Annotated in this window: 18 protein-coding genes; 9 read left to right on the forward strand and 9 right to left on the reverse strand. The window is 73.1% G+C overall.

What is annotated here, in order from left to right; all coding sequences use genetic code 11:
• Positions 1 to 411 precede the first annotated feature (411 nt).
• The 4 genes from IQ251_RS09460 to IQ251_RS09475 form a co-directional block, all read right to left on the reverse strand.
• On the reverse strand, positions 412 to 1,221 hold the full coding sequence (locus tag IQ251_RS09460) for a DUF6802 family protein (RefSeq protein ID WP_193928128.1): 810 nt from the start codon (positions 1,219 to 1,221) through the stop codon (positions 412 to 414).
• A 131-nt stretch (positions 1,222 to 1,352) separates the two neighbouring features.
• Positions 1,353 to 3,245 carry a dynamin family protein gene (locus IQ251_RS09465; protein WP_370591301.1) on the reverse strand — a complete coding sequence of 631 codons (1,893 nt, stop codon included), beginning with the start codon at positions 3,243 to 3,245 and terminating at the stop codon, positions 1,353 to 1,355.
• On the reverse strand, positions 3,242 to 3,610 hold the full coding sequence (locus IQ251_RS09470; RefSeq protein WP_193928329.1) for a nucleotide exchange factor GrpE: 369 nt from the start codon (positions 3,608 to 3,610) through the stop codon (positions 3,242 to 3,244). The genes IQ251_RS09465 and IQ251_RS09470 overlap by 4 nt, the downstream gene beginning before the upstream one ends.
• Positions 3,611 to 3,714: 104 nt before the next feature.
• A complete protein-coding gene (locus IQ251_RS09475; protein ID WP_193928330.1) occupies positions 3,715 to 5,193 on the reverse strand; it encodes a dynamin family protein in 1,479 nt (492 codons plus the stop codon).
• Positions 5,194 to 5,403: 210 nt separating this feature from the next.
• On the opposite strand from IQ251_RS09475, the gene IQ251_RS20250 reads away from it, so the two are divergent.
• The 3 genes from IQ251_RS20250 (at position 5,404) to IQ251_RS09490 (ending at position 8,123) form a co-directional block, all read left to right on the forward strand.
• Positions 5,404 to 6,198 carry an HAD family hydrolase gene (locus IQ251_RS20250; protein WP_193928129.1) on the forward strand — a complete coding sequence of 265 codons (795 nt, stop codon included), beginning with the start codon at positions 5,404 to 5,406 and terminating at the stop codon, positions 6,196 to 6,198.
• A 258-nt stretch (positions 6,199 to 6,456) separates the two neighbouring features.
• Positions 6,457 to 7,398 (forward strand): ATP-binding cassette domain-containing protein, encoded by a 942-nt coding sequence (locus tag IQ251_RS09485; protein WP_193928130.1) that lies wholly within the window; start codon positions 6,457 to 6,459, stop codon positions 7,396 to 7,398.
• Positions 7,395 to 8,123: a hypothetical protein gene (locus IQ251_RS09490; protein WP_193928131.1), complete on the forward strand. Its 729-nt coding sequence runs from the start codon at positions 7,395 to 7,397 to the stop codon at positions 8,121 to 8,123. The genes IQ251_RS09485 and IQ251_RS09490 overlap by 4 nt, the downstream gene beginning before the upstream one ends.
• A gap of 449 nt (positions 8,124 to 8,572) precedes the next feature.
• On the opposite strand, the gene IQ251_RS09495 is transcribed toward IQ251_RS09490, so the two are convergent.
• A complete protein-coding gene (locus IQ251_RS09495) occupies positions 8,573 to 9,040 on the reverse strand; it encodes a universal stress protein (RefSeq protein ID WP_370591303.1) in 468 nt (155 codons plus the stop codon).
• Positions 9,041 to 9,268: 228 nt separating this feature from the next.
• Here IQ251_RS09495 and IQ251_RS09500 point away from each other — a divergent pair, with 228 nt between their 5' ends.
• Together IQ251_RS09500 and trmB are read left to right on the forward strand one after the other, a co-directional pair.
• Positions 9,269 to 9,832: a hypothetical protein gene (locus IQ251_RS09500; protein WP_228046483.1), complete on the forward strand. Its 564-nt coding sequence runs from the start codon at positions 9,269 to 9,271 to the stop codon at positions 9,830 to 9,832.
• A 120-nt stretch (positions 9,833 to 9,952) separates the two neighbouring features.
• Positions 9,953 to 10,624: a tRNA (guanosine(46)-N7)-methyltransferase TrmB gene (gene trmB, locus IQ251_RS09505; protein WP_228046497.1), complete on the forward strand. Its 672-nt coding sequence runs from the start codon at positions 9,953 to 9,955 to the stop codon at positions 10,622 to 10,624.
• Positions 10,625 to 10,634: 10 nt separating this feature from the next.
• On the opposite strand, the gene IQ251_RS09510 is transcribed toward trmB, so the two are convergent.
• The gene (locus IQ251_RS09510) at positions 10,635 to 10,901 is read right to left on the reverse strand and encodes a hypothetical protein (RefSeq protein WP_193928133.1); all 267 of its coding nucleotides are present in this window, start codon (positions 10,899 to 10,901) and stop codon (positions 10,635 to 10,637) included.
• Positions 10,902 to 11,059: 158 nt separating this feature from the next.
• On the opposite strand from IQ251_RS09510, the gene IQ251_RS20255 reads away from it, so the two are divergent.
• The 3 genes from IQ251_RS20255 (at position 11,060) to IQ251_RS09525 (ending at position 15,020) form a co-directional block, all read left to right on the forward strand.
• Entirely contained in the window at positions 11,060 to 12,838 is a 1,779-nt protein-coding gene (locus IQ251_RS20255) for a sensor histidine kinase (RefSeq protein WP_193928134.1), read from the forward strand.
• Complete coding sequence (locus IQ251_RS09520) at positions 12,813 to 13,469, forward strand: response regulator transcription factor (RefSeq protein ID WP_193928135.1); 657 nt, start codon at positions 12,813 to 12,815, stop codon at positions 13,467 to 13,469. The genes IQ251_RS20255 and IQ251_RS09520 overlap by 26 nt, the downstream gene beginning before the upstream one ends.
• A 225-nt stretch (positions 13,470 to 13,694) precedes the next feature.
• Positions 13,695 to 15,020, forward strand: coding sequence for an amidohydrolase family protein (locus IQ251_RS09525; RefSeq protein ID WP_370591321.1), 1,326 nt, complete (start codon positions 13,695 to 13,697; stop codon positions 15,018 to 15,020).
• Positions 15,021 to 15,026: 6 nt separating this feature from the next.
• Here the strand turns inward: IQ251_RS09525 and IQ251_RS09530 are convergent, their stop codons facing one another.
• Positions 15,027 to 15,704 carry an SDR family oxidoreductase gene (locus IQ251_RS09530; RefSeq protein WP_193928137.1) on the reverse strand — a complete coding sequence of 226 codons (678 nt, stop codon included), beginning with the start codon at positions 15,702 to 15,704 and terminating at the stop codon, positions 15,027 to 15,029.
• A gap of 174 nt (positions 15,705 to 15,878) precedes the next feature.
• Here IQ251_RS09530 and IQ251_RS09535 point away from each other — a divergent pair, with 174 nt between their 5' ends.
• Positions 15,879 to 17,159 (forward strand): MFS transporter, encoded by a 1,281-nt coding sequence (locus IQ251_RS09535; RefSeq protein WP_193928333.1) that lies wholly within the window; start codon positions 15,879 to 15,881, stop codon positions 17,157 to 17,159.
• A gap of 83 nt (positions 17,160 to 17,242) precedes the next feature.
• Here IQ251_RS09535 and IQ251_RS09540 read toward each other — a convergent pair whose 3' ends face one another.
• Together IQ251_RS09540 and IQ251_RS09545 are read right to left on the reverse strand one after the other, a co-directional pair.
• Positions 17,243 to 19,324: a PhoX family protein gene (locus tag IQ251_RS09540; protein WP_193928138.1), complete on the reverse strand. Its 2,082-nt coding sequence runs from the start codon at positions 19,322 to 19,324 to the stop codon at positions 17,243 to 17,245.
• Between the two features lie 193 nt (positions 19,325 to 19,517).
• Positions 19,518 to 20,744: an MFS transporter gene (locus IQ251_RS09545; protein ID WP_193928139.1), complete on the reverse strand. Its 1,227-nt coding sequence runs from the start codon at positions 20,742 to 20,744 to the stop codon at positions 19,518 to 19,520.
• Positions 20,745 to 20,885: the final 141 nt, after the last annotated feature.

The raw sequence follows: 20,885 nt of genomic DNA on the forward strand, positions 1-20,885 counted from the left end.
TCAAGACCGGGAATCGTCAACGCGGTCATCTCGTCTGTCTCCTGACTGGGCGCCACAGCCCGGATCCTGCGCCGGAGGCTCCCCCGGCGTCTGCAATGAAAATCCGCCCGACCCGCGTTGGCCGGGTGAATGGAAAGGGATGCACCGAGGCTAACGGCGCAGGCGCCGCTCAACGGAGATCAGCATTGTTCGTTCTCTCACAGGAACGATAAGGGGATCGATTCAGAATCCGTTCCGGCGAGCGTCTCCCGGCGGAATCCGGCCGCCGCGGCCCGGAGCGGACCGCACGGTTTCCGGCGAACCGGGCTGCGCGCCGCAGGGGTGGCACCCGGTTGCCGGTGCGTCTCGTCCGTCTCGTCCGGTTTTCCGCGCTGCTGCGGGCCGCGGAACGGGTCCGCTGGCGCGGACCGGTCATGCCCAGGCGTCGTCCGAGGTCGAGGTGGCTCCGGAATCGTCACCGGAGGTCAGGCCCTTCGCTCCGCGGCCGGGTGTTCCGGCGGGCGGATCGGTGTCGGCGGGTTCGGGAGGGCCGCCCGCCGGCTCGCCGAAGGTCCACGAGGCGTCGTCGGTGGGTGCTGCGGTGGACAGGTAGCCGCCGTCCTGGCCGAGCCCGCCGCGCTCGACCTGCTCCCACGTGCCGCCCGCGGTGCGCTTGTCGATCAGCACGTCCCCGCTGTCCGAGATGCGCACGACCTGGTCGGCGATCCCGTCCCCGTCGGCGTCGGTGACCAGGGCGGTGCCGTCCGCGGTGCTGATGATCGCGGTGTCCGGGACGCCGTCGTCGTCGGTGTCCTCGGTCGGCGGCCCGATGCGGTGCTCGCCGTCCGCGGTGGGCAGCATCAGCGACGAGGCGCCGTGCTCGCCAGGGCCCGGGTTGTCGCCGGGATCCGGGTTGTGGCCGGGACCCGGGTTGTGGCCGGGACCCGGGTTGTCGCCAGGACCCGGCCGCTGGTGCGGCTGCTCGCCCACCCAGTCGCCGGTCTCCTCGCGGTAGCGGGCCTGCTCCACGACCGCCCCGCGCGCATCGACCGACTGCACGAGGTCGGCCTTGCCGTCGCCGTCCTCGTCGACGTAGGCGAGGTGGCCGTCCCCGGTGAGCACGGCCACCGTGTCGTCGATGCCGTCCCCGTCCAGGTCGTGGTTGGCCTCCGCGGTGTACTCCTCGCCGTCGACGACGACCTTGATGTCCCCGCCGCCTGCGGCGGTCTCCTCGATGTACACGGTGCGGCCCCTTACGGCTGCGGATCAGCTTGCCGAGTTGGGACGCAGCGTAGCCGCGCCGGGTTCCGCGCTGGGGCGGAATGTCCGAACTATTCTACCCGGACGGGTGAAGTTCGCGGGGGAGCCGCTGCTCAGCGGCCGTCCCGCACGGCTCGGATGCTGCTGAGCAGCTGGTCGGCCCGCTCGCGGCCCGCGGTCACCGCCGCGATCCGGCGGTCCACTTCCTGCAGCTGCCCGGTCCGCTCGGCCGCGTCCATGCGCAACGCCTTGTCCACCTCGCGGAGCTCGGTGTCGATGGCGTCGATGCGCCTGGTCAGCGCGTCGTCCAGTGCCAGGGTGAGCTGCTGCTCCGCCTCGATGAGCTGTTCGGCCACCAGCTGGTCCAGCGCGGAGCGGGCATCGGCGATCGCCTCGGTGAGCCACTGCTTGAGGTGCTGCTTGTCCGCGGTGTGCTTGCGGGTGCGGGCCATCCACCAACCCGCGCCGAGGCCCAGCACGATCGTCACCGGCAGCACCACCGGGCTCAGCCCACCCACCCCGAGGCCGGCCAGCGGTAGCGCCGCCGCCCGGCCGATGCCCAGGCCGCCGGACACGCCCATGAACACCAGCAGCTTGTCCTCCGCGGTGGGCGGGCGGCGGTCCGGCGGGCGCAGCGCGATCGGCTGCCTGCCGCCCCGGGCGAACTGCGCGCGGATCACGTCCAGCTCCTCGGCGGAGAACAGTTCGGCCAGCGCCTGCTCGGTGACCGCGGACAACGTGCCGGACAGCCCGCTCGCCACCCGGGTGGAGGCCAGCTGCAGCGCCGCGTCCACTTGCTGCGGCAGCAGCTGCAGCTGCCCCCGGTCGGCGCCGTCGATCGCGCGGCGGAACCAGCTCTGCACCTCGCGCACCTGCCGGGTGACCTCGTGCCCGGTCTCCACCCGGGTGCGCTGGATCTCCCCGCGCAGCCGCACCTGCCAGCCCCGGGTGGACGAGCGCCGCGCCGCGGTGAGCTCCGCGCGCCTGCTGCGCAGCGCCGCGGCCTCCTGCTCGCCCGCGGTCAGTGCGCGCCGGTCCGCGGCCCATCGCGCGGCCAGCTCCACCAGCGCGGAGCGCAGCGCCCGCATCGTGTTGGCCTCGCCCAGCATCGCGCTGCGGTCGGCGACCGTGGCCAGCAGGTGTTCGCGGAGTTCGGTGATCCCCGACTCGGCGCGGACCGCGGCGGCCGCCGCCGGGCCCGGTGCTCGGCCCGCGAGTTCCAACATCCGTGCGGACACCGGGAAGACCGGCGCCGCGGCGAACCTCGGCGCGTGCGCGGTGAGCAGCTCGCGGTTCTCCGCGGCGATCTCCCGCCACCCGCGGTGCAGATCGGTCTTGGTCAGCGCGATGACCACCGTCTCCACCCGCTCGCCCGCGCGCTGCAGGAAGTCGAGCTCCCCGCGGGTGAGCGGGGCCGATGCGTCGACCGCGAACAGCAGGGCGGTGGCCGAGGCGGCGGCCTCCAGCGCGAGCTCGCCGTGCAGCTCGGTCAGACCGCCGGCGCCCGGGGTGTCCACCAGGGACAGCTGTGCCAGCGGGTCCAGCGGGGCGCGGATCCGCAGCTCGCGCGCACCCGGGATCCCGGCCGCCGCATCCTCCGGCGGTGCGGGGTCGGCGACCGCTCGCTCGCGCAGTCGGTTCGGGTCGATGCCGGTCTCCGAGCCGTCCGGGTAGCAGGCGCGGGCCGACCACTCCGGACCGTGCTCGAACACGAGATGGCAGGCGGTGGCCGCGTCCGCGTCCACCGGGGACAGGCCTGGCCGATCCAGCAGCGCGTTGACCAGCGAACTCTTCCCCCGCTTGGTTTCGCCGACCACCACCACCGAGGGGGTCGTCCCGCGCGCGGCGCGGACCCGGCGCACCCGGTCGGCCGCATCGGGATCGAACTCGGCGAGCTCGGCCAGCAACTGATCGCGGGCGCGCTTGACCTGCTGCGGCAGCGTACCGGTGACCGGCAGCGCCGAGCCCGGGACGTCTCCCGGATGAGCCGAGTGCCCGGAGGTCACGGCCGTCCCCGCTCGCCGGCCGGGCCGCCCCCGGGCGTGCCGCGCGCCGCGCGGTAGACGGTGACCACCGGCGGACGCAGCACCTGTCGCCCGTCGGTGAACCCGGGCACCTCGGTCTCGGCGACCAGCCCGTCCAGCTCCCCGTCGGTGGCGGGCACCGTGCCGCCCGCCTCGTGCCGGGACGGGTCGAACCGCTCTCCCTCCGGCTGCAGCACCTGCACGCCCACCTGGGCCAGCCCCTCGGTGAGCCGCTCGGCCACCCCGGTGCTGCGCGCCCGGTCCAGGGCGTACAGGCACAGCCGGATCAGCGCTTCGCGGTCGGCCATCGCCCTGCTGAACGGATCTGCGGCGCACGCGGAGGTCATGGCGGCTCCCGGCTCGGTGGTGTCGTCGGTGTGCGGCTCTTCGGACGCAGCGGCCGGGCGCGCGGTTCCGCCGTCCGCCGAACCGCCGCGCCGCCACCGCCGGATCACGCGCTGGCTCCGAGCTGCTGCCAGAGCAGGAAGTACGCGCGGTGCACGACGTGCGCGATCCGACTCTGCGCCGGCGTCGCGCCCAGCGAGGAGAAGGAACGCCACCAGGTGGCCCGCTCCAGCGCGTACCCGGCCATGTCCTGATCGCCGCCGTCCGGCATGCCGAGCTGCTCGCGCGCATCGCCGCCGCTGCCCACCCGCAGCACCTCCTCGGCGAGGTCGTCCGGCAGCTCCACCGCACCGGAGGCGATCGCGGTCAGCGCTTCCAGCACCCGCAGCCGGTGGGCTTCCGGGCGCGCCAGCAGGGCCTCGACGGCATCGTGCACCCGCTGCCGCTGATCGGCAGCACCCGGATCTCCGGCAGCCCCGGGTTCCTCGGCGAGCGCCGTGACCGAGGCCAGCGCCGCGGCGGCCTTGATCCCGTCCACCCGGGCCTGCAGCACCGAGCGCAACCGCTGCTGCACCGCGGCCAACCCGGACGCATCGCGCAGCGCGCGCCGCAGCGCCCCGTCGGTGACCTGCGGATCCTCCTCGATAGCCGCCAGGGCGCAGCGCACCCCGTGCAGGTCCAGCCGGTGCAGCAGTCCGGTGCGCACCGCGGGGTCCACCCCGCATTCCCAGGTGGTGAACAGGTCCGCGGACAGCAGCAGCGTCTCCCGCGTGGCGGTGTCCAGGCCGGATAGTTCGCGCAGCGCGGCGGCATCGGCGGCGGTGAACGCGCCGGTCTCCGCGCTCTCCGCGAGCAGGCCGACGACCGGGAGCACGTCGGCCACGCGGGGTTGCAGCAGTCGGGCCTGGCGCTGCGCCAGGATGCCGGCCGCGGCCCACACATCGGACCCGGCGCCGGTCACGGACTCGGGCTGCACGGTGTCGGCCTTGTTCAGCAGCGCGATCGCGTTCACCGGTCCCGCCTCGCTTCCGCCGGTCGCGGCGCTGAACGCGCTCAGCGCGGATCGGTCGTCGGCGCGCACCTGCTGGGTGAGCACGTAGAGCACGGCTTCGGCACCGGCCAGGGCGCTGCTGGAGACCGGGTCGATCTCGCCGAGCAGGTCCGCGGTTCGGCCCGCCGCGTCCGCGTCCAGCGAGCCCAGGCCGGGGGTGTCGATGACGGTGAGCTCGCGCAGGACGGCGTTGGTCAGGTACGCCTCCAGGTGCGAGACCTCGGACAGCTCCATGCCGAGCTCGGCGGGGATGCCGCCGTCCGGGGCGAACGGCACCGCCTGCCGGGTGCCATCGGTGAGCACCACCTCGATCCGGTCCACGGTCCCGTACTGGAAGCGGGTCACCAGCCGGGTGCACTCCCCGATGTCGGTGGGCGCGACCCGGCGGCCGATCAGCGCGTTGACCAGCGTGGACTTCCCGGATTTGATCCGGCCTGCGACGGCGACCTGCAGCGGGGCGGCGAGCCTGCGCAGCACGTCGTCGAACCGGTCCGCGGTCGGTTCGGCCAGCTGCGGGCGCAGATCGGTGCACATCCGGGCGACGGCGGCCGACAGCGGTCCGGGCCACTGCTGCTGGTCGGATGCCGTGCTCACGGGGGCCTTCCGGAACGCGAGGGGATGTCGGCCGCGTCACATCCTGCCACGGCCCCGCGCGCACCCGGGGCCCGGTGACCACCGGGAAAGTCCGTCCACTGTGGATGAATATGTGCGCATCGCGCAGGGCGGTCGCTAGTGTGGTCGCCCGTGACCCGCTGGATCCCGCGCCTCGTCGCGCTCGACGTCGACGGAACCCTGCTCGACCCGGCCACCCGCCGCATCGCTCCCGAGGTGCGCGATGCGGTCCGCCGCGCCGCCGATGCGGGCAGCCGGGTGGTGGTGGCCACCGGCCGCAGCGCCCTCGGCGCGCTGCCCGTCGCCGAGGAACTGCAGCTGAGCAGCGGGTACCTGCTGTGCTCGAACGGCGCCGTGGTGGTCGACGCGGCCACCGGGGAGATCGAGTCCGCTGAGACCTTCGATCCCGCACCGGTCGTCGCCGACCTCGCGGAACGGCTGCCCGGTGCCCGGTTCGCCGCCGAGCGGATCGGCGCCGGCAACCTGGTCACCGCGGAGTTCTCCGCGGAACTGCTGCACGGTCCGCAGCTGGTGGTCCCGCACGCGGACCTGGTCGTCGAGCCGGTTCCCCGGCTGATCGCCGACTGGTCCGGCCGCGCGCCCGCCGAACTGACTGAGCGGATGGCCGGGGTCGAGCTGCCCGGCAGCACCTGCACGCTGGACCACTACGAACCGTGGGTCACCGTCGTCGGCGCCGGGATCACCAAGGCCTCCGCGCTGGAGAAGCTGCGCACCGGGTTCGGCATCGCCCCGCAGGACACGTTCGCCGCCGGGGACGGCGACAACGACCTCCCGATGCTGCGCTGGGCCGCGCACGGGGTCGCCATGGGCCAGGCGCCCGCGGTGGTCCGCGCCGCCGCGGACGAGGTGGTGGCCCCGGTCACCGCGGACGGTGCGGCGGCCGCGCTGGACCGCTGGTTCCGCTGACCCGCGCGCCGGGGAAGATCCGGGGGATCCCCGATGCGCGCGGGAGCGGTGCTGCCGTGGACTCCTCCGCGCGGCCGGGTCCGCCGAACGGTCGATGCGGATCCTGGCCGTAAGCTCGATGCTCGGCGCCGCCCCGGCCGGGCAGTCTGGGGCAGTGCGGTCCGACGGCGCACCGCAGCCCGGCCGCCGCCGCTCGCTCCGCGTGCGGCAGCGGGCCACGAGGGGGACCGAACATCGTTCGCGGGCAGGAGTGAACCAATGATCGAGGCTGACGGCCTCACCAAGCGCTACGGGGCGAAGGTCGCCGTGCAGGACCTGAGTTTCACGGTCCGGCCGGGCCGGGTCACCGGCTTCCTGGGGCCCAACGGCGCGGGCAAGTCGACCACGATGCGGATGATGCTGGGCCTGGACCAGCCCACTTCCGGCACGGTCCGCATCGACGGCAAGCGCTACGCGGAGCTCAAGCAGCCGCTGCGCGCGGTCGGGGCGCTGCTGGACGCGCGCTGGGTGCATCCGAACCGCTCGGCGCGCACCCACCTGCGCTGGTTGGCCAAGTCCAACCGGCTCTCGCCCGCCCGCGCGGACGAGGTGCTGGGCATGGTCGGCCTGGATGAGGTCGGGCACCGCAATGCGGGCGGCTTCTCGCTGGGCATGTCGCAGCGGCTGGGACTGGCTGCCGCGCTGCTCGGCGATCCCGGCGTGCTGCTGTTCGACGAACCGGTCAACGGGCTCGACCCGGAGGGCATCCACTGGATCCGCCGGTTCATGCAGGGGCTGGCCGCCGAGGGGCGCACCGTGCTGGTCTCCAGCCATCTGCTGTCCGAGATGTCGCTGACCGCCGAGGAACTCGTGGTCATCGGCCGCGGTCAGCTGATCGCGCAGTGCAGCACCCGGGAGTTCGTGGACAGCGCCGGGGACGGGGCGGTGCTGGTGCGCTCGCCGCAGATCGCGCAGCTGCGCGAGGCGCTCACCGCGGTCGGGATCGGCGTCCGCGACAGCGAACCGGGTTCGCTGCTGGCCGAGCAGACCACGACGGAGCGGATCGGTGAACTCGCCGCACAGCGCGGAATCGTGCTGCACGAGCTCACCGCGCAGCGCGGATCGCTGGAAGACGCCTTCATGCAGATGACGAACCAAGCGGTGGAGTACCAGACCGGGCTCGGCAGCGAGGCACCGGCGGCGGCGGGGGTGGCCCGATGACGCAGTTGGCCGTGGAGCGGATGAAGCTGTTCTCCACCCGCTCGGCGTGGTGGTGTTCGTTCTTGGCGATCGCCCTGCCGATGGCGCTGACCGCGCTGGTGGTCGGGCTGACGGAGGACGGTTCTCCGGTGCTGATCCCGCAGACGCAGGGCGGTTCGGACCTGGGGCTGATGGTGGTGATGGTGCTTGCGGCGCTGTCGGTGACCACCGAGTACCGGTTCGGCACGATCCGGGCCACGTTCCTGGCGGTGCCGAACCGGGTGTCCCCGCTGGTGGCCAAGGCGGTGGTCGCGGCGCTGACCGCGCTGGTCGTCGGGCTGCTGGGTGCGTTCGGCGCCTGGGCGGTGGGTTACCTGATGGCCACCGACCCGCAGCTGGCGTTGGATTCCGCCGTGGCGTGGCGGCAGGTCGCCGGCGTCGGGCTGGTGTTCGCCGCCGGGGCGGTGCTGGCGGTCGGGGTCGGCACCCTGGTGCGGCAGAGCGCCGCTGCGATCACGCTGCTCCTGCTGTGGCCACTGCTGGTGGAGAGTCTCGTACTGCTCATCCCGCAGGTCGGCGAGGACCTGAGCAATTGGATGCCGTTCAACATGGCCCGACACTTCCTGTCGGCGGAGGGCGCCGGGGACATGCCGCTCGGGCCGTGGGCCGCGCTGGCCTACTTCGCGGCGATCGCGGTCGCGGTGCTCGCGGCGGGGATCGCGGTGGTGCGCCGCCGGGACGCGTGACGGCCCACAGCCGCGGACCCGGGGTGATTCCCCGGTTGCGGCGGGTCGTCGCCGGGGCCGGTGTCCTCATCGGATTCCCGCGGAGTGCGCGGTGGACGAACGCACCATGATCGACATCGCGAAGTCCCTGCTGGGCCCGGGATGGCAAAACGTTACCGAGCCCGGCCGAGAGCCTGATCACGTCGAACGATAGGATCGTCGACAAGATCGGGCCGCGGTAGGTGCGATCCGGTCCGGACTTCGGGGGTCCGGAGTGGACGCAGTCGCACTGCTCCGCGGTGCGTGTGCACAACCGAAACGACCGACTGCAACAGCGCTCGGGGGCGCCGGCGGTCGGGACGGGGGAGGGCCCGGGCTGTCATTCGGGGGATGGCCCGGGCCCTGTGCATGTTCGGACCCGGTTTCCGCTGGAGCTGAATCCGGCTGCGGGGCGCGGAGTTCCGCCGACCTCAGACCGAGGGGCGCACGACCAGCACCGGGCACGCCGCGTGCCGCACGCACTGCTCGGCGACCGAGCCCAGCATCAGCCCCGCGAAACCGCCGCGTCCGCGATGCCCCACCACGAGCAGGTCGGCGCCCTTCGACGCGGACAGCAGCGCTTGCGGCGGCGGGGAGTGCACGGCGTGGATGTGCGCGGCCGCGGCGCGCTGCTCGGCGAGCTGCCCGGCCACGACCTGCCGGGTGTCCGCGGCGACCGTCTCGTGGAACGCGTCCATGCTCGGGATGGTGTTCGGCGGGCAGTCCGTCGGGCGCGGTGCGGTGCGGATGCTCCAGGCGCGCACCACGTGCAACAGCGCGTCGCGGCGCTGCGCCTCCTCGTCGGCCAGCTGCAGTGCGCGCACCGACGAGGCCGAACCGTCCACGCCCACCACGACGCCGCCGTCGATCTGCACTTGCTGGATCGTCTCGTCTGCCACGTCCCCACTGCAGCGGTCGGGCGGGGTGCTGTCGAGCCGAACTGCCGAGCTCGACCTGATGCGATGCAAAGCTGTGATGTGCACCACAAAACACTCGGCGGTGTCCTGCGGCACATCGGCTGTGGTAAGGGATGAGGGGGATGTCTTCGAACCAGTGCTGCTTGGAGGGCATGCGCTGAACCGGGCGGGCACGGCCCGCCGTTTCCAACAGCAGACGGGGTGTGGCCGATGGTGCAGTCAACCGGGTGGTCGGCGTTCCAGCCGCAGCACAGCAGCGCGCCGGCCGCGGAGGACGTGCGGCTGGAACCGGTGCCGCGGCTGGAGTGGGCACTGGCCGCCGAAGGGCATCCCCCGTCGCTGAGCGGCGCATCCCCGGCCTCGTTGCGTCGCAGCTGGGTGCATACCGCTCCCGAAGCCCAGGTGCTGGAGCTGTTCCGCAAGCTGCACGGATCGGCGCGGCGGTTACCCGCCCCGTGGTGGCTGCGCGCGCTGGACCGCGGTGAACTGCCCGGCAGGCAGGCCGCTTTCGAGATCGAGGACGCGGTGCACGCGACGTTGCGGAGGCCCGGTTGGGTGTTCGTGCCGTGGGTCGGTGTCGGCGAGTCCGGGTTCTGGGAGTACGCGCCGTCCGATCGCGGGGCCGTGCAGGTGCCCACCGCGGTGGTGCTGACCGACGAGCATCCCGGCTGGCTCAACGCGCTGCCCGCGCACGCCGAGGCCCCGCCGCGGCCGGTCCCGGTGGCCGGTCCGGAGCGGCTGGCCGCGGAGCTCGCGCGCATCGAGTCCTGGTGACGTCGCGGCCGGTGCCGGTGTGCCGGTTCCGGTTTGCGACAATCGGTGCTCGTGAACGCTTCTGACCAGCAGGTTCCCCATCGGCGGACGGTCGTCAGCTACGTCCAGCGCGGCGAGCGGATGACCGCCGGCCAGCAGCGCGCCTGGGATCGGCACTGGGATGAGCTGGGGGCGGACGTCTCCGCGCTGCCCGAGGGGCCGCTCGCCGCCGACTCGTGGTTCGGCAGGCGCGCTCCGCTGGTGCTGGAGATCGGCTCCGGGATGGGCGAGACCACCGCGCAGCTGGTGGCCGCCGAGCCGGAGGTGAACTACCTCGCGGTGGAGGTCTACAAGCCGGGCTTGGCGCAGCTGCTGCTGCGGGCGGAAGGCGCCGAGGTGTCGAACCTGCGGGTGCTGCGCGGCGACGCCTCGGTGCTGCTGCGCGAGCACATCGAGCCGGGTGCGCTGTCCGAGGTCCGCATCTACTTCCCCGACCCGTGGCCGAAGAAGCGGCACCACAAGCGCAGGCTGGTGCAGCCGCCGGTCGTCGAGCTGATCGCCACCCGGTTGCGCCCGGGCGGGGTGCTGCACCTGGCCACCGACTGGACCGACTACGCCGAGCAGATGATGGAGGTCTGCTCGGCGGAACCGCTGCTGCGCAACCGGTTTTCGGCCGAGCCGGGCGGTTGGGCTCCGCGACCCCCGTGGCGGCCGGTCACCAAGTTCGAGAACCGGGCGCACGAGGAAGGGCGCGCGGTGCACGACCTCATCTTCGAGCGCGCCGACGAGCCGGAACCCGCCGCGGACCGCTGAGCGGCCGCCGTCAGCGCACCGGGTGCGGGGTCTTGGTCCGCGCGACGCAGGTCGTCCCGGTGCGCCGCGGGCGGGTCGCCATCGGGACGGTCGGCCGCGGTGCGGCCTGCTGCGCCGCGGCTTGCGGAGCACCGGCCCGCCCGGGCCGCGCCACCGGGGATGTCCGGGACCGCCTGCGCGCCTGCTCGACCTCCTGCAGCGGTGAGCTCAGCGACATGAGCAGCAGAATGGCGGCCGCGAGCAGGGCACCCGCGGTGCCGGCGATGGTGGTGAGCATGTCTGGGACCTCCCGCTGATCGATTGCTGCGCTCAGCATCGCCGGACGGGTCCGGCGCGCGGATCATCCGCTCGGCCCGCTTCCCGTGGCCTGCCGGCCATCCCCGCCCCGGCCGATCGGCCGAGGGCATGTGGCGGTAGGCGCACTACGGTCGCGGTGTGACCGAACCACCCCTCGCGCAGCCCCGGGAAGCACCACCGCCGGAATCGCCGGCGCAGCGCCTGCCGTTCCAAGCCGCCGCGTGGTTGGTGCGGTGGGTGCCGGTTCCGGTCATCGCGCTGGCGGCGTTCGGCGACGGTGTGCGGGGGTTGAGCGACGGTGGCCCGCTGGTGCTGCCGGGGCTCGCGCTCCAGGTGCTGCTGGCCCTGCTCGCCCCGTACCGGCCGCTGGCCGCTGCGCTGGGCGTGCTGCCGGTGCTGGTGCTGCAGACCGCGGCGCTGGCGGTCACCGGGACGGAGGTGGACCACCTCGGTCTGGAGGGCATCCACCCCACGGAGAACCTGGTCGGCCTGCTGGTGGTCTTCCACGTGTGCCGCGGGCTGCGCCTGGCGCCTGCCGTGTCGGCGACCGCGGCGTTGGTGCTCGGCTGCGTGTTCACCTCGGTGCTGCGCGCCGGGGTGCTGGAAGGCCCGTTCCCCGGGGCGAACGCGCCGATCACCGCGGGATTCGGACTGCTGCAGCTGGTGCTGGTGATCGGTACCGCGCTGTACCTGCGCGGCTGGCTGACCGGCGGGGAACTCGGTCCCGGACGGGCCCTGCTGCGCGTGCAGTGGCCGGTGGCCGCCGGGCTGAGCATCCTGCTGTTCCTGGACTTCGTGAACTACGTCGGACGGACGTTCACCGCCGTTCCGCTGCTGCTGGTGTGCACCGTGCTCATGTCCGCGCTGGCCGTGGTCGCGCCGCGGCGCCCGGTGCAGGCCGCGCTGCTGGGCGCGGTGGTGCCGGTGCTGACCACGGTCGGCATCGCGGTGCTCGACGGGGATTCGGACGGCCTGCTGGAGACCGCGCCGCTGTCCACCGCGGCGTCCGGGGCGCTGCTGATCGGGTACGTCATCCGGCACGAGCGGCCCGAGCGTGCGGCGTGGGCGACCGGGGCCGTCGTGCTGTCCGGGCTGGTGAGCATCACGCCGCTCACCAATCCCCGGCAGGTGCTCGGCGACGTGATGTACCTGGCGTTCGCGGTGATGCTGCTGATCATCGCCGCCGGCGGCGGGTGGTACCTGCGGGCGCGGGACGCAGAACGGGCGCGGTCGGTGGCCACCGCGGTCTCCGACGCGCAGCAGGCGGAGCGGATGGCGCTGGCCCGCGAACTGCACGACGTGGTCGCGCACCACGTGACCGGGATCGTGGTGCAGGCCCAGGCCGCGCAGCACGTCGCGGCGGACAACCCGCAGGCGGCCGCCGGGGCGCTCGGCGCCATCTCGGACAGCGGGTCCGAGGCGCTGGCCGCGATGCGCAGGCTGGTGGGCGGCATGCGCGGTGCGGAGACGGGTCCGGAACACGCCACCACCGACCTGCGCGCCGACCTGCGCTCGCTCGTGCAGCACGCGGAGCAGCGAAAATCCGGCCCGCACCCCGATTTCCAGCTCGACGTGCGGTTGCCCGGACCGGTCCCGGGGGACATCGGCCGCTCCGCGCTGCGGATCGTGCAGGAGGCGCTGACGAACGTGGAGCGGCACGGAGTCGGGGTGACCTCGGTGCGCATCCGGGTGCGCACCGACGGCGGCGACCTGGTCGTGCAGGTCGCCGACGACGGCCGGCCCGCCCGCGCGCAACCGCTCGGCGGACCCGGGGGATACGGTCTGGTCGGCATGCGCGAGCGCGTCGAGCTGCTCGGCGGTCGGTTCGCCGCCGGACCCGGCGGTGCGGGCTGGTGCGTCGAGGTCGTGCTGCCCCGAGGAGAGGACTGCGATGATCCGGGTACTGATCGCCGATGACCAGGACCTGGTGCGCGCCGGGTTCCGGATGATCCTGGAGTCGCAGGACGACATCGAGGTGGTCGCTGACGTCGCCGACGGGCGCGAAGCGGTGCGGCTGGCCCGGGAGAAGCGCCCGGACGTGTGCCTGATGGACATCCGGATGCCGGTCGTGGACGGACTGGCGGCGACCGAGCAGCTGGCCGGACCGGACGTCGCCGACCCGGTGAAGGTCGTCGTGGTCACCACTTTCGACCTCGACGAGTACGTGCAGCGCGCCCTGCAACTCGGCGCCAGCGGATTCCTGCTCAAAGACGCGGGACCGCAGCTGCTGCTGGAAGCGGTGCGCGCCGCGGTGCGCGGGGACGCACTGGTGTCCCCGCAGATCACCGTCCGACTGCTGCGGCACTTCGCCCGGCCCGCGGCCGAGTCCCGGGACGCCGGGACGCCGGTGACCGCGCTGACCAACCGCGAACTCGACGTGGTGCGCGCCACGGCCCGCGGGCTGACCAACGGCGAGATCGGCCAGGAGTTGTACATGTCGCTGTCCACGGTGAAAACGCACCTGGCCGCTGCGCAGTCCAAGATCGGCGCGCGCAACCGGGTGGAGGCCGCAGCCTGGGCCTGGCGCAGCGGCCTGCTGGACGGCTGATCCGCGGGCGGATCCGCGAGCCTTCCGGCCGACCGCGCTCCGGCCGCCGGACCGAGGTGCGCACCGCCCGCGCCGGGCGAGGATCCCGGCATGACACGACGAACGCAGGACGTCGCCGTCGCGGCGGCGCTGCTGTGCGCGGCCGCGGCCGCGGGGACGGCGATGGTACTGCTCCTCGGCGGGGCGGGTGCCGGATGACCGTGCGGCAGAATGCGGGGCATGCCGATCGCACTCCGCCTCTACGCACCTGTCGTCCTGCCCTGCGATGCCGCCTGCTCGGTGGTCCGCGACGCGGTGGTGGACGTCGATGCGGACGGCCGGATCCTGTACTGCGGTCCGCGCACGTCGGCACCGGAACGCTCCCCGGACGCGAATGTGCGGGAGTGCAGCGGGATCCTGCTACCCGGCCTGATCAACGCGCACGCGCACAGCCCGATGACGCCGCTGCGCGGGATGGGTGCCGACCTGCCGCTGCTGCGCTGGCTGCAGGAGGTCATCTGGCCCGCCGAAGCGCGGCTGCGCCCGGCCGACATCCGCGCGGGGATGCAGCTGGGCTGCGTGGAGATGCTGCGCGCCGGGGTCACCACCAGCGCGGAGATGTACTTCACCGGTGAGGCGGTGGCCGAGGCCGTGCTGCAGGTCGGATCGCGGGTGGTGTTGGCCCCGGCGGTGATCTCGGTGCCCGGGCTCAGCGGTGCGGACGGCTGGCGCGGCATGGTCGAGGGGATCAGCCGCTGGATCGACGCCGACGGGGTGCGGTTCGGCCCGGCCGACCGGGTGGAGCTGGGCTACGGACCGCATTCGGCCTACACGCTGCCGCCGGAGGCGCTGCGGGTGGTCGGCGAGCACGCGCAGCAGCGCGGGGCGCTGGTGCACATGCACGTGGCCGAGACCGCCGACGAGGACGCGGCGCAGCGGGCGGAATTCGGTTCGGTGCCCAGGCTGCTGCACGAGCTGGGCGTGCTGGACGGCCGGGTGCTGGCCGCGCATGCCGTGCACCTGTCCGATGCGGACATCGAGCTGTTGGTGCGCAACCGGGTGGGGGTGGCGCACTGCCCGGGGTCGAACGCCAAGCTCGCGTCCGGCACGGCGCGGCTGGTGGACCTGCTGCGGGCCGGGGTGCCGGTCGGTTTGGGCACCGACGGGCCGTCCAGCAACGATGACCTGGACCTGTGGGAGGAGATCCAGCTGGCCGGGTTGTTCGCGCGCTCCACCACCGGGGACGCCACCGCGCTCAGCGCGCCCGCCGCGCTGCTGGCCGCCACCCGCGGCGGGGCGGAAGCCCTGCAGCGCAACGACATCGGCGCCCTGGAGCCCGGCAGGTGGGCGGATCTGGTGCACCTGGAAGTGGACAACCCGGCGTTCGTGTGCGGGCTGGACGCCTCGGATGACGAGCTACTGTCCAATGTGGTCTGGGCGGCGGGTTCCCGCTCGGTGCGCGATGCGTGGGTCGGCGGTGCGCAGGTGTTGCGCGACCGCGAGCCGACCCGGGTGGACCGGCGGTCGGTGCAGGCGGCCGCACGCACCACGGCGCGGCACGTGCGGGCCTGACCGGGTTTACGCAGGGCGGACGATGATCTCGGTGAGGTGCGCGTCGGCACCGGCGTGCACCGCCGAGCTGATCGACGAGGCCACGGATTCGGGCCGCAGGTAGTGGTCCGGCTGGTACTCGGCACCTTCCTGGGCGCGGACGTCGCGCTGCATGTCGGTGGCGGTGCGCCCGGGGAAGACCGAGGTCACCCGGACGTCGCTCTCCTCGGCGCGCAGCACGTCGCCGAACGCGCGCAGCGCGAACTTGCTGGCCGCGTAGACGCCCCAGTTGGGTTTGGCGGCCAGTCCGGCGCCGGAGTTGACCAGCACCACGTGCCCGTTCGCCGCGCGCAGCGCGGGCAGCAGCAACCGGGTGAGCTCGGTCACCGCGAACAGGTTCACCTCGAAGGTGCGCCGCCAGGACTCGTTGCCGGTGTCGGCGACCGTCCCCAGCTCGATCAGCCCGGCGCTGTGCACCAGCACGTCCAGCCGGTCGATGTCCGCGGTGGCGGCGGCCACGGCGTCCGCGTCGGTGAGGTCGACCGGCCAGGCGCGGGCGCCGGGGAGTTCGGCGGTAAGGGATTCCAGGGCGGATGCGTCGCGGCCGCCGAGCAGCAGGTCGTGCGTGTCGGCGAGAGCGCGCGCGGTAGCGGCACCGATGCCTCGTGAGGCACCGGTGACCAGGGCAATCGGTCGTTCGGGCATGCTCCAACGGTAACTGCGCGCGCACGGCGGGCCGCGCGCAGCCCGTCCCAGTCCGTGGTCGTGGTCTTGACCCTGTCGAGTGATCAGGTTTAGGACATCCGGGTGAGCAGAGTCGATGCAGCCGCTGCTGCCGATCCCGGAGACCGGATCCTGCGCAAGGTCGCGATCCGGCTGATGCCGTTCCTGTGCCTGCTCTACTTCGTCAACTACCTGGACCGGGTGAACATCGGGTTCGCCGGTCCGAACGGGATGAACGACGAACTGGGCATGACCGCCACGGTGTTCGGCCTGGCGTCGGGGATCTTCTTCCTCGGCTACCTGGTCCTGGAGGTGCCGAGCAACCTCGCGCTGCACCGGTTCGGGGCGCGCCGGTGGCTGGCCAGGATCATGATCAGCTGGGGAGTGGTCGCCACCGTGATGGCGTTCGTGCCGAACGCGACCACGCTCATCGTGCTGCGCTTCCTGCTGGGCGTGGCCGAGGCCGGCTTCTTCCCCGGAATCATCCTGTACCTGACCTACTGGTTCCCCGCGGCGCAGCGGGCCAAGGCGGTGGCGATGTTCATGGCCGCCGTCCCGATCTCCTCGGCGATCGGCGCCACCGTCTCCAGCGCGCTGATCAGCTCGGGCGAGGGCGTGTTCGGCCTGTCCGGCTGGCGGTTCATGTTCCTGGTCGAGGGGCTGCCCGCACTGCTGCTGGGCGTGGTGACCTGGTTCTACCTCACCGACCGGCCGTCCGCGGCGACGTGGTTGACCGCCGAGGAGCGGGACTGGCTGACCGGACAGCTGGAGCAGGAGCGGGCGCGCACCGAGTCCGAGCACAGCTGGCCGCTGCGCAAGGCGCTCACCCACCCGCGCATCCTCGCGCTGGCGTTCGTCTACTTCGGCATCTCCTACGGGCTCTACGCGCTCGGGTTCTTCCTGCCGACCATCGTCGCCGGTTTCGAGCAGCGGTTCGGCACCAGCATGTCCACTGTGGAGTCCGGACTGGTGACCGCGGCCCCGTACGTGGTGGGCGCTGTGGTGATGGTGTTCTGGGCCGCGCACGGCGACCGCCGCGGCGAGCGGGTCTGGCACGTGGCGCTGCCGATGCTCGTCGGCGGCGTGAGCATTCCGATCGCGCTGTACCTGGGCAATCCGTACGCGGCGATGGCCGCGGTGACCGTGTGCGCCATCGGGGTCTGCGCGGCGCTGCCCACGTTCTGGGCGCTGCCGAGCAACTTCCTGGCCGGTGCGGCCGCCGCGGGCGGGATCGCGCTGATCAACTCGCTGGGCAACGTCAGCGGGTTCGCCGCCCCGTACGTGACCGGGGTGCTGACCGACCTGACCGGCACGGAGAACGCGGGCATGTGGGTCGTCGGCGCGGTGATGATCGCCGCCGCCCTGGTCGTCGTCTACCTCCGCGCCACACCCCGGGAGGACCAGCCCGCCGAATCCCTGACACGCGGGAATCCCTGACACCCGGCGATCCCTGACACCCGGGGAATCCCTGACACCGGAGAGCTCGGGCGTCCCGCCGGTGGGACGCCCGAGCTCGCGGGTCAGGGCCGCGCCGGGCGCACGGCCACCACGGCCGGGCGTGGCTGGGACCCCGGCCCGTCCGGCCAGCGCGAGGCCGGGTTCTCCGGGGTGGCGTCGTCCACCTCGCCGGGGTGTTGTACGCAGACGGTCACCAGCGCATCGCCGATCACCGGCCCGCAGGTCTCCGCGCCCACCGGCACGGTGAGGAACTGCTTGACCCGACCGCGCTCCGGCCCGTCCACCGGCACCGCGAACAGCCCGTCATGGGACCCGAGCTCGTTGCCGTCGGTGGAGATCCACAGGTTGCCGTGCCGGTCGAAGGCCACGTTGTCCGGGCAGGAGATCGGGCTGACCTGCGACTTGTCGAATCCGCCGAAGTAGGTGGCCGGGTCGCCCGGATCGCCGCAGACCAGCAGCAGGTTCCAGTCGAACCGCGCGGTGAGCGGGTCGTCCTCGATCTCCAACACGTGGCCGTGCTTGTTGCCGCTGCGCGGGTTCGCCTCGTCCGGGCCGGCGTTGCTCTGCGCCCCGCGGTTGGAGTTGTTGGTCAGCGCGCAGTAGATCCGGCCGTTGACCGGGTTCGGCTCGACGTCCTCGGGGCGGTCCATCTTGGTCGCACCGGCGCGGTCGGCGGCCTCGCGGGTGAAGACGTAGACCTCCTCGGCGGTGAACCCGGGCACGAACGACCGGTCCCCGGTGGCCAGCGCGATCCACTCGCCGGTTCCGTCGAAGGCCCCGTCGGCGGGCAGCCTGCCGCTGCCGTCGATCTCCTCGGCCGGACTGTTGCCGCTGAACCGCGCGACGTAGAGCGTCCCCTCGTCGAGCAGCCGCATGTTGTGCCTGCGCGCGTGCGCGCTCGCGCCGGGCTTCATCGGCTTGTCCGAGACGAACTTGTAGATGTACTCGAACCGCTCGTCGTCCCCGCTGTAGGCGGCGACCCGGCCGTCCGCGCCGACCTTGATGGTGGCGCCCTCGTGCTTGAACCGGCCGAGCGCGGTGTGCTTGACCGGGGTGGACGCGGGGTCGAACGGGTCGATCTCCACGATCCAGCCGAACCGGTTGGGCTCGTTCGGTTCGGCGGTGACGTCCCACCGCCGGTCGAAGCGCTCCCACTTGCGCTCGCTGGGCCCGGCGGCGAAGCCGTACCGGTCCAGTCGCCGCTTGGTGTCCGGATCGGTGACCCGGTCGGCGTTGCCGAAGTACTGGTGGATGTTCTCCTCGCCGGACAGCACTGTGCCCCACGGGGTGACCCCGCCCGCGCAGTTGTTCTGCGTGCCGCGGACCCGCGTGCCGGACGGATCCGCCGTGGTGCGCAGGAAGCGGCTTCCCGCTGCCGGACCGCGCACCTCGAACTCGGTGTCCAGCGTGATCCGCCGGTTGTGCTTCCCGCCCGGGACCGGGTGCAGCCCGGAGTCCTCCTCGCGCACGTGCACCACGGACAGCCCGTGCGCCGCCCACGCGGTGCGCACCTGCTCCTCGGTGGGGTTCTCCTCGTCGTAGTCGGGGAACATGTGCGTTTCGGTCGTGTACTCGTGGTTGACCACGAGCAGGTGCTCGGTGGGACTGCCCGGTAGCGGCAGCAGGGCGGCGAAGTCGTTGTTGAAGCCGAACTGCCGCTGCTGGGCTTCGGCCGTCTGCGCGTGGAAGTCGAAGTCCGGGGCACCGGGTAGCACCGGGTCGCCCCAGCGGATCACCACGTTCTGCCGGAACCCCTCCGGGATCACCACCCGGTCCTCGCGGTTCGGCGGGACCGGGGTGAAGTCGGTGCCGGGCGCTGGCGGTCCGCCGGCCCGGCCGCGGACGGGTGCCGCGGTGGCACCACCGGCCAGGGTGGCGGCTCCGGCCGTGGTCAGCGCGAGCACGCCGCCGGCGCGCAGCGCGCCGCGCCGGCTGAGCGCGCGTGCGGCGATCTCACCGAAGTAGGAGTTGGCGGACGGGTTGGGCGGTTCGTGCGCGCAGGCGTTGCCGCACCGGTAGCGGCAGGTGGTGCTCGCGCGGGCAGCCGTGTGGTGGGACAGCAGCGGCAGCGGGATGCCGTTGTCCGGTCGGGACGCCAAGCGGACCTCCAGGTGCTCGAACGGGAACACCCGGACGCTAGGCATGTCAGGCGATGGTCTCGGAACCGAAGAGTGAACTCTGCGGGAACTCGCCACGCAGAATGCGAACGGACGGCGGAAAGCGGGCGCGTCGGCTAGTCCGCACGGGCCATTCGCGTCCGAATGGTCACGCGGAGTGCGCAGCGCGGCGGGGGCGTACCGAGCCCGCTCCCGCCGCGCCGGAGCGGGAACTCCGGGGTCAGAACTCCTCGCCGACCGCCGCCGCCTCGGCGGGCACCCGGTGCGCGTCGCCCTTGCCGCGCAGCTCCACGGACAGCAGCACCGCGGCCAGCACGCACAGCGCCGCACCGACGGCGAACGGCGCCTGGTCGAAGCCGAGCCATTCGGCCACGTGGCCGACGAGGGTGGCGGCGACCGCCCCGCCGAGCCAGCGGCTGAAGTTGTAGCCCGCGCTGGCCACCGGGCGCGGCGCGTTGCTGATGCTCATCGCCGAGCCGGTGAACAACGTGTTGAGCAGGCCGGAGGCCAGGCCGCTGACGATGACGCCGACGACGACCACCGGCTTGCTGCCGACCGACATGATCGCGAGCACCGCCGCGTAGCCCAGCACGGCGATGATCGTGGCGCCGACCTCGCCGTACCGAGTGGCCAGCTTGGGCGCCAGCGTCACCCCGGCCACCGCGACGCAGATGCCCCAGCCGAAGAACACCAGGCCGACCGCGACCGCGCCGAACTCCAGCACGAACGGCGACCAGGACAGCACGATGAAGAACGCCGCGGTGTAGAACGCCGAGCCCACGGACGTGCGCAGCAGGCCGCCGTGCCGGAGAGCGCGCAGCGGGTCCAGCAGCCGGATCGCCTGCCGCTGCGATCGTTCCCCGTCCTTGGGCAGGAAGCCCGCCGCCAGGACCAGCGCGATGGCCATCAGCACCGCCGTGCCGGCGAACGGCCCGCGCCAGGACAGGTCGCCGAGCAGCGCGCCCAGCAGCGGTCCGGTCGCCAGGCCGATGCCCAGCGCCGCCTCGTAGAGCAGCACCGCGGCCTGCTGCCCACCGCTGGCCGCGCCGACGATGACGGACAGCGCCGTGGCGATGAAGAACGCGTTGCCCAGGCCCCACACGGCGCGCAGCGCGATGAGCTGGCCGATCGAGGCGGCGACGGCGCAGGCCAGCGTGGCCAGCACGATCAGCGCCAGACCGGTCACCACGGTGCGCTTCGGGCCGAACCGGGCGCTGAACGCACCGGTCACCAGCATGGCCACCACCTGCACTCCCAGGTAGGAGGAGAACAGCAGGGTGACCTGCTCGGGCCCGGCGTCCAGCGCCTCGGCGATGGACAGCAGGATCGGGTCGACCAGGCCGATGCCCATGAAAGCGATCACCGCGGCGAACGCAGTGATCCACACGGCTTTCGGCTGGCCCTTGAAGACGTCGAATAGCCGAACGTCGTGCCCGGCGGCGCTCATCGGTCCACTCCTCGGAAGAGCAGGAACTATATCGTTTGCAAGGCTAACGGTGTCCCGTTAGCCGGACAAACGAACATGAGTGAGCTCACCGACGAGGCCTTGACCAGCGATCCGGCCGCGGCGTAGTCATCCGGATCCGGC

It is taken from the genome of Saccharopolyspora montiporae (genome assembly GCF_015209505.1).
In the GTDB taxonomy this organism is placed as follows: domain Bacteria; phylum Actinomycetota; class Actinomycetes; order Mycobacteriales; family Pseudonocardiaceae; genus Saccharopolyspora; species Saccharopolyspora montiporae.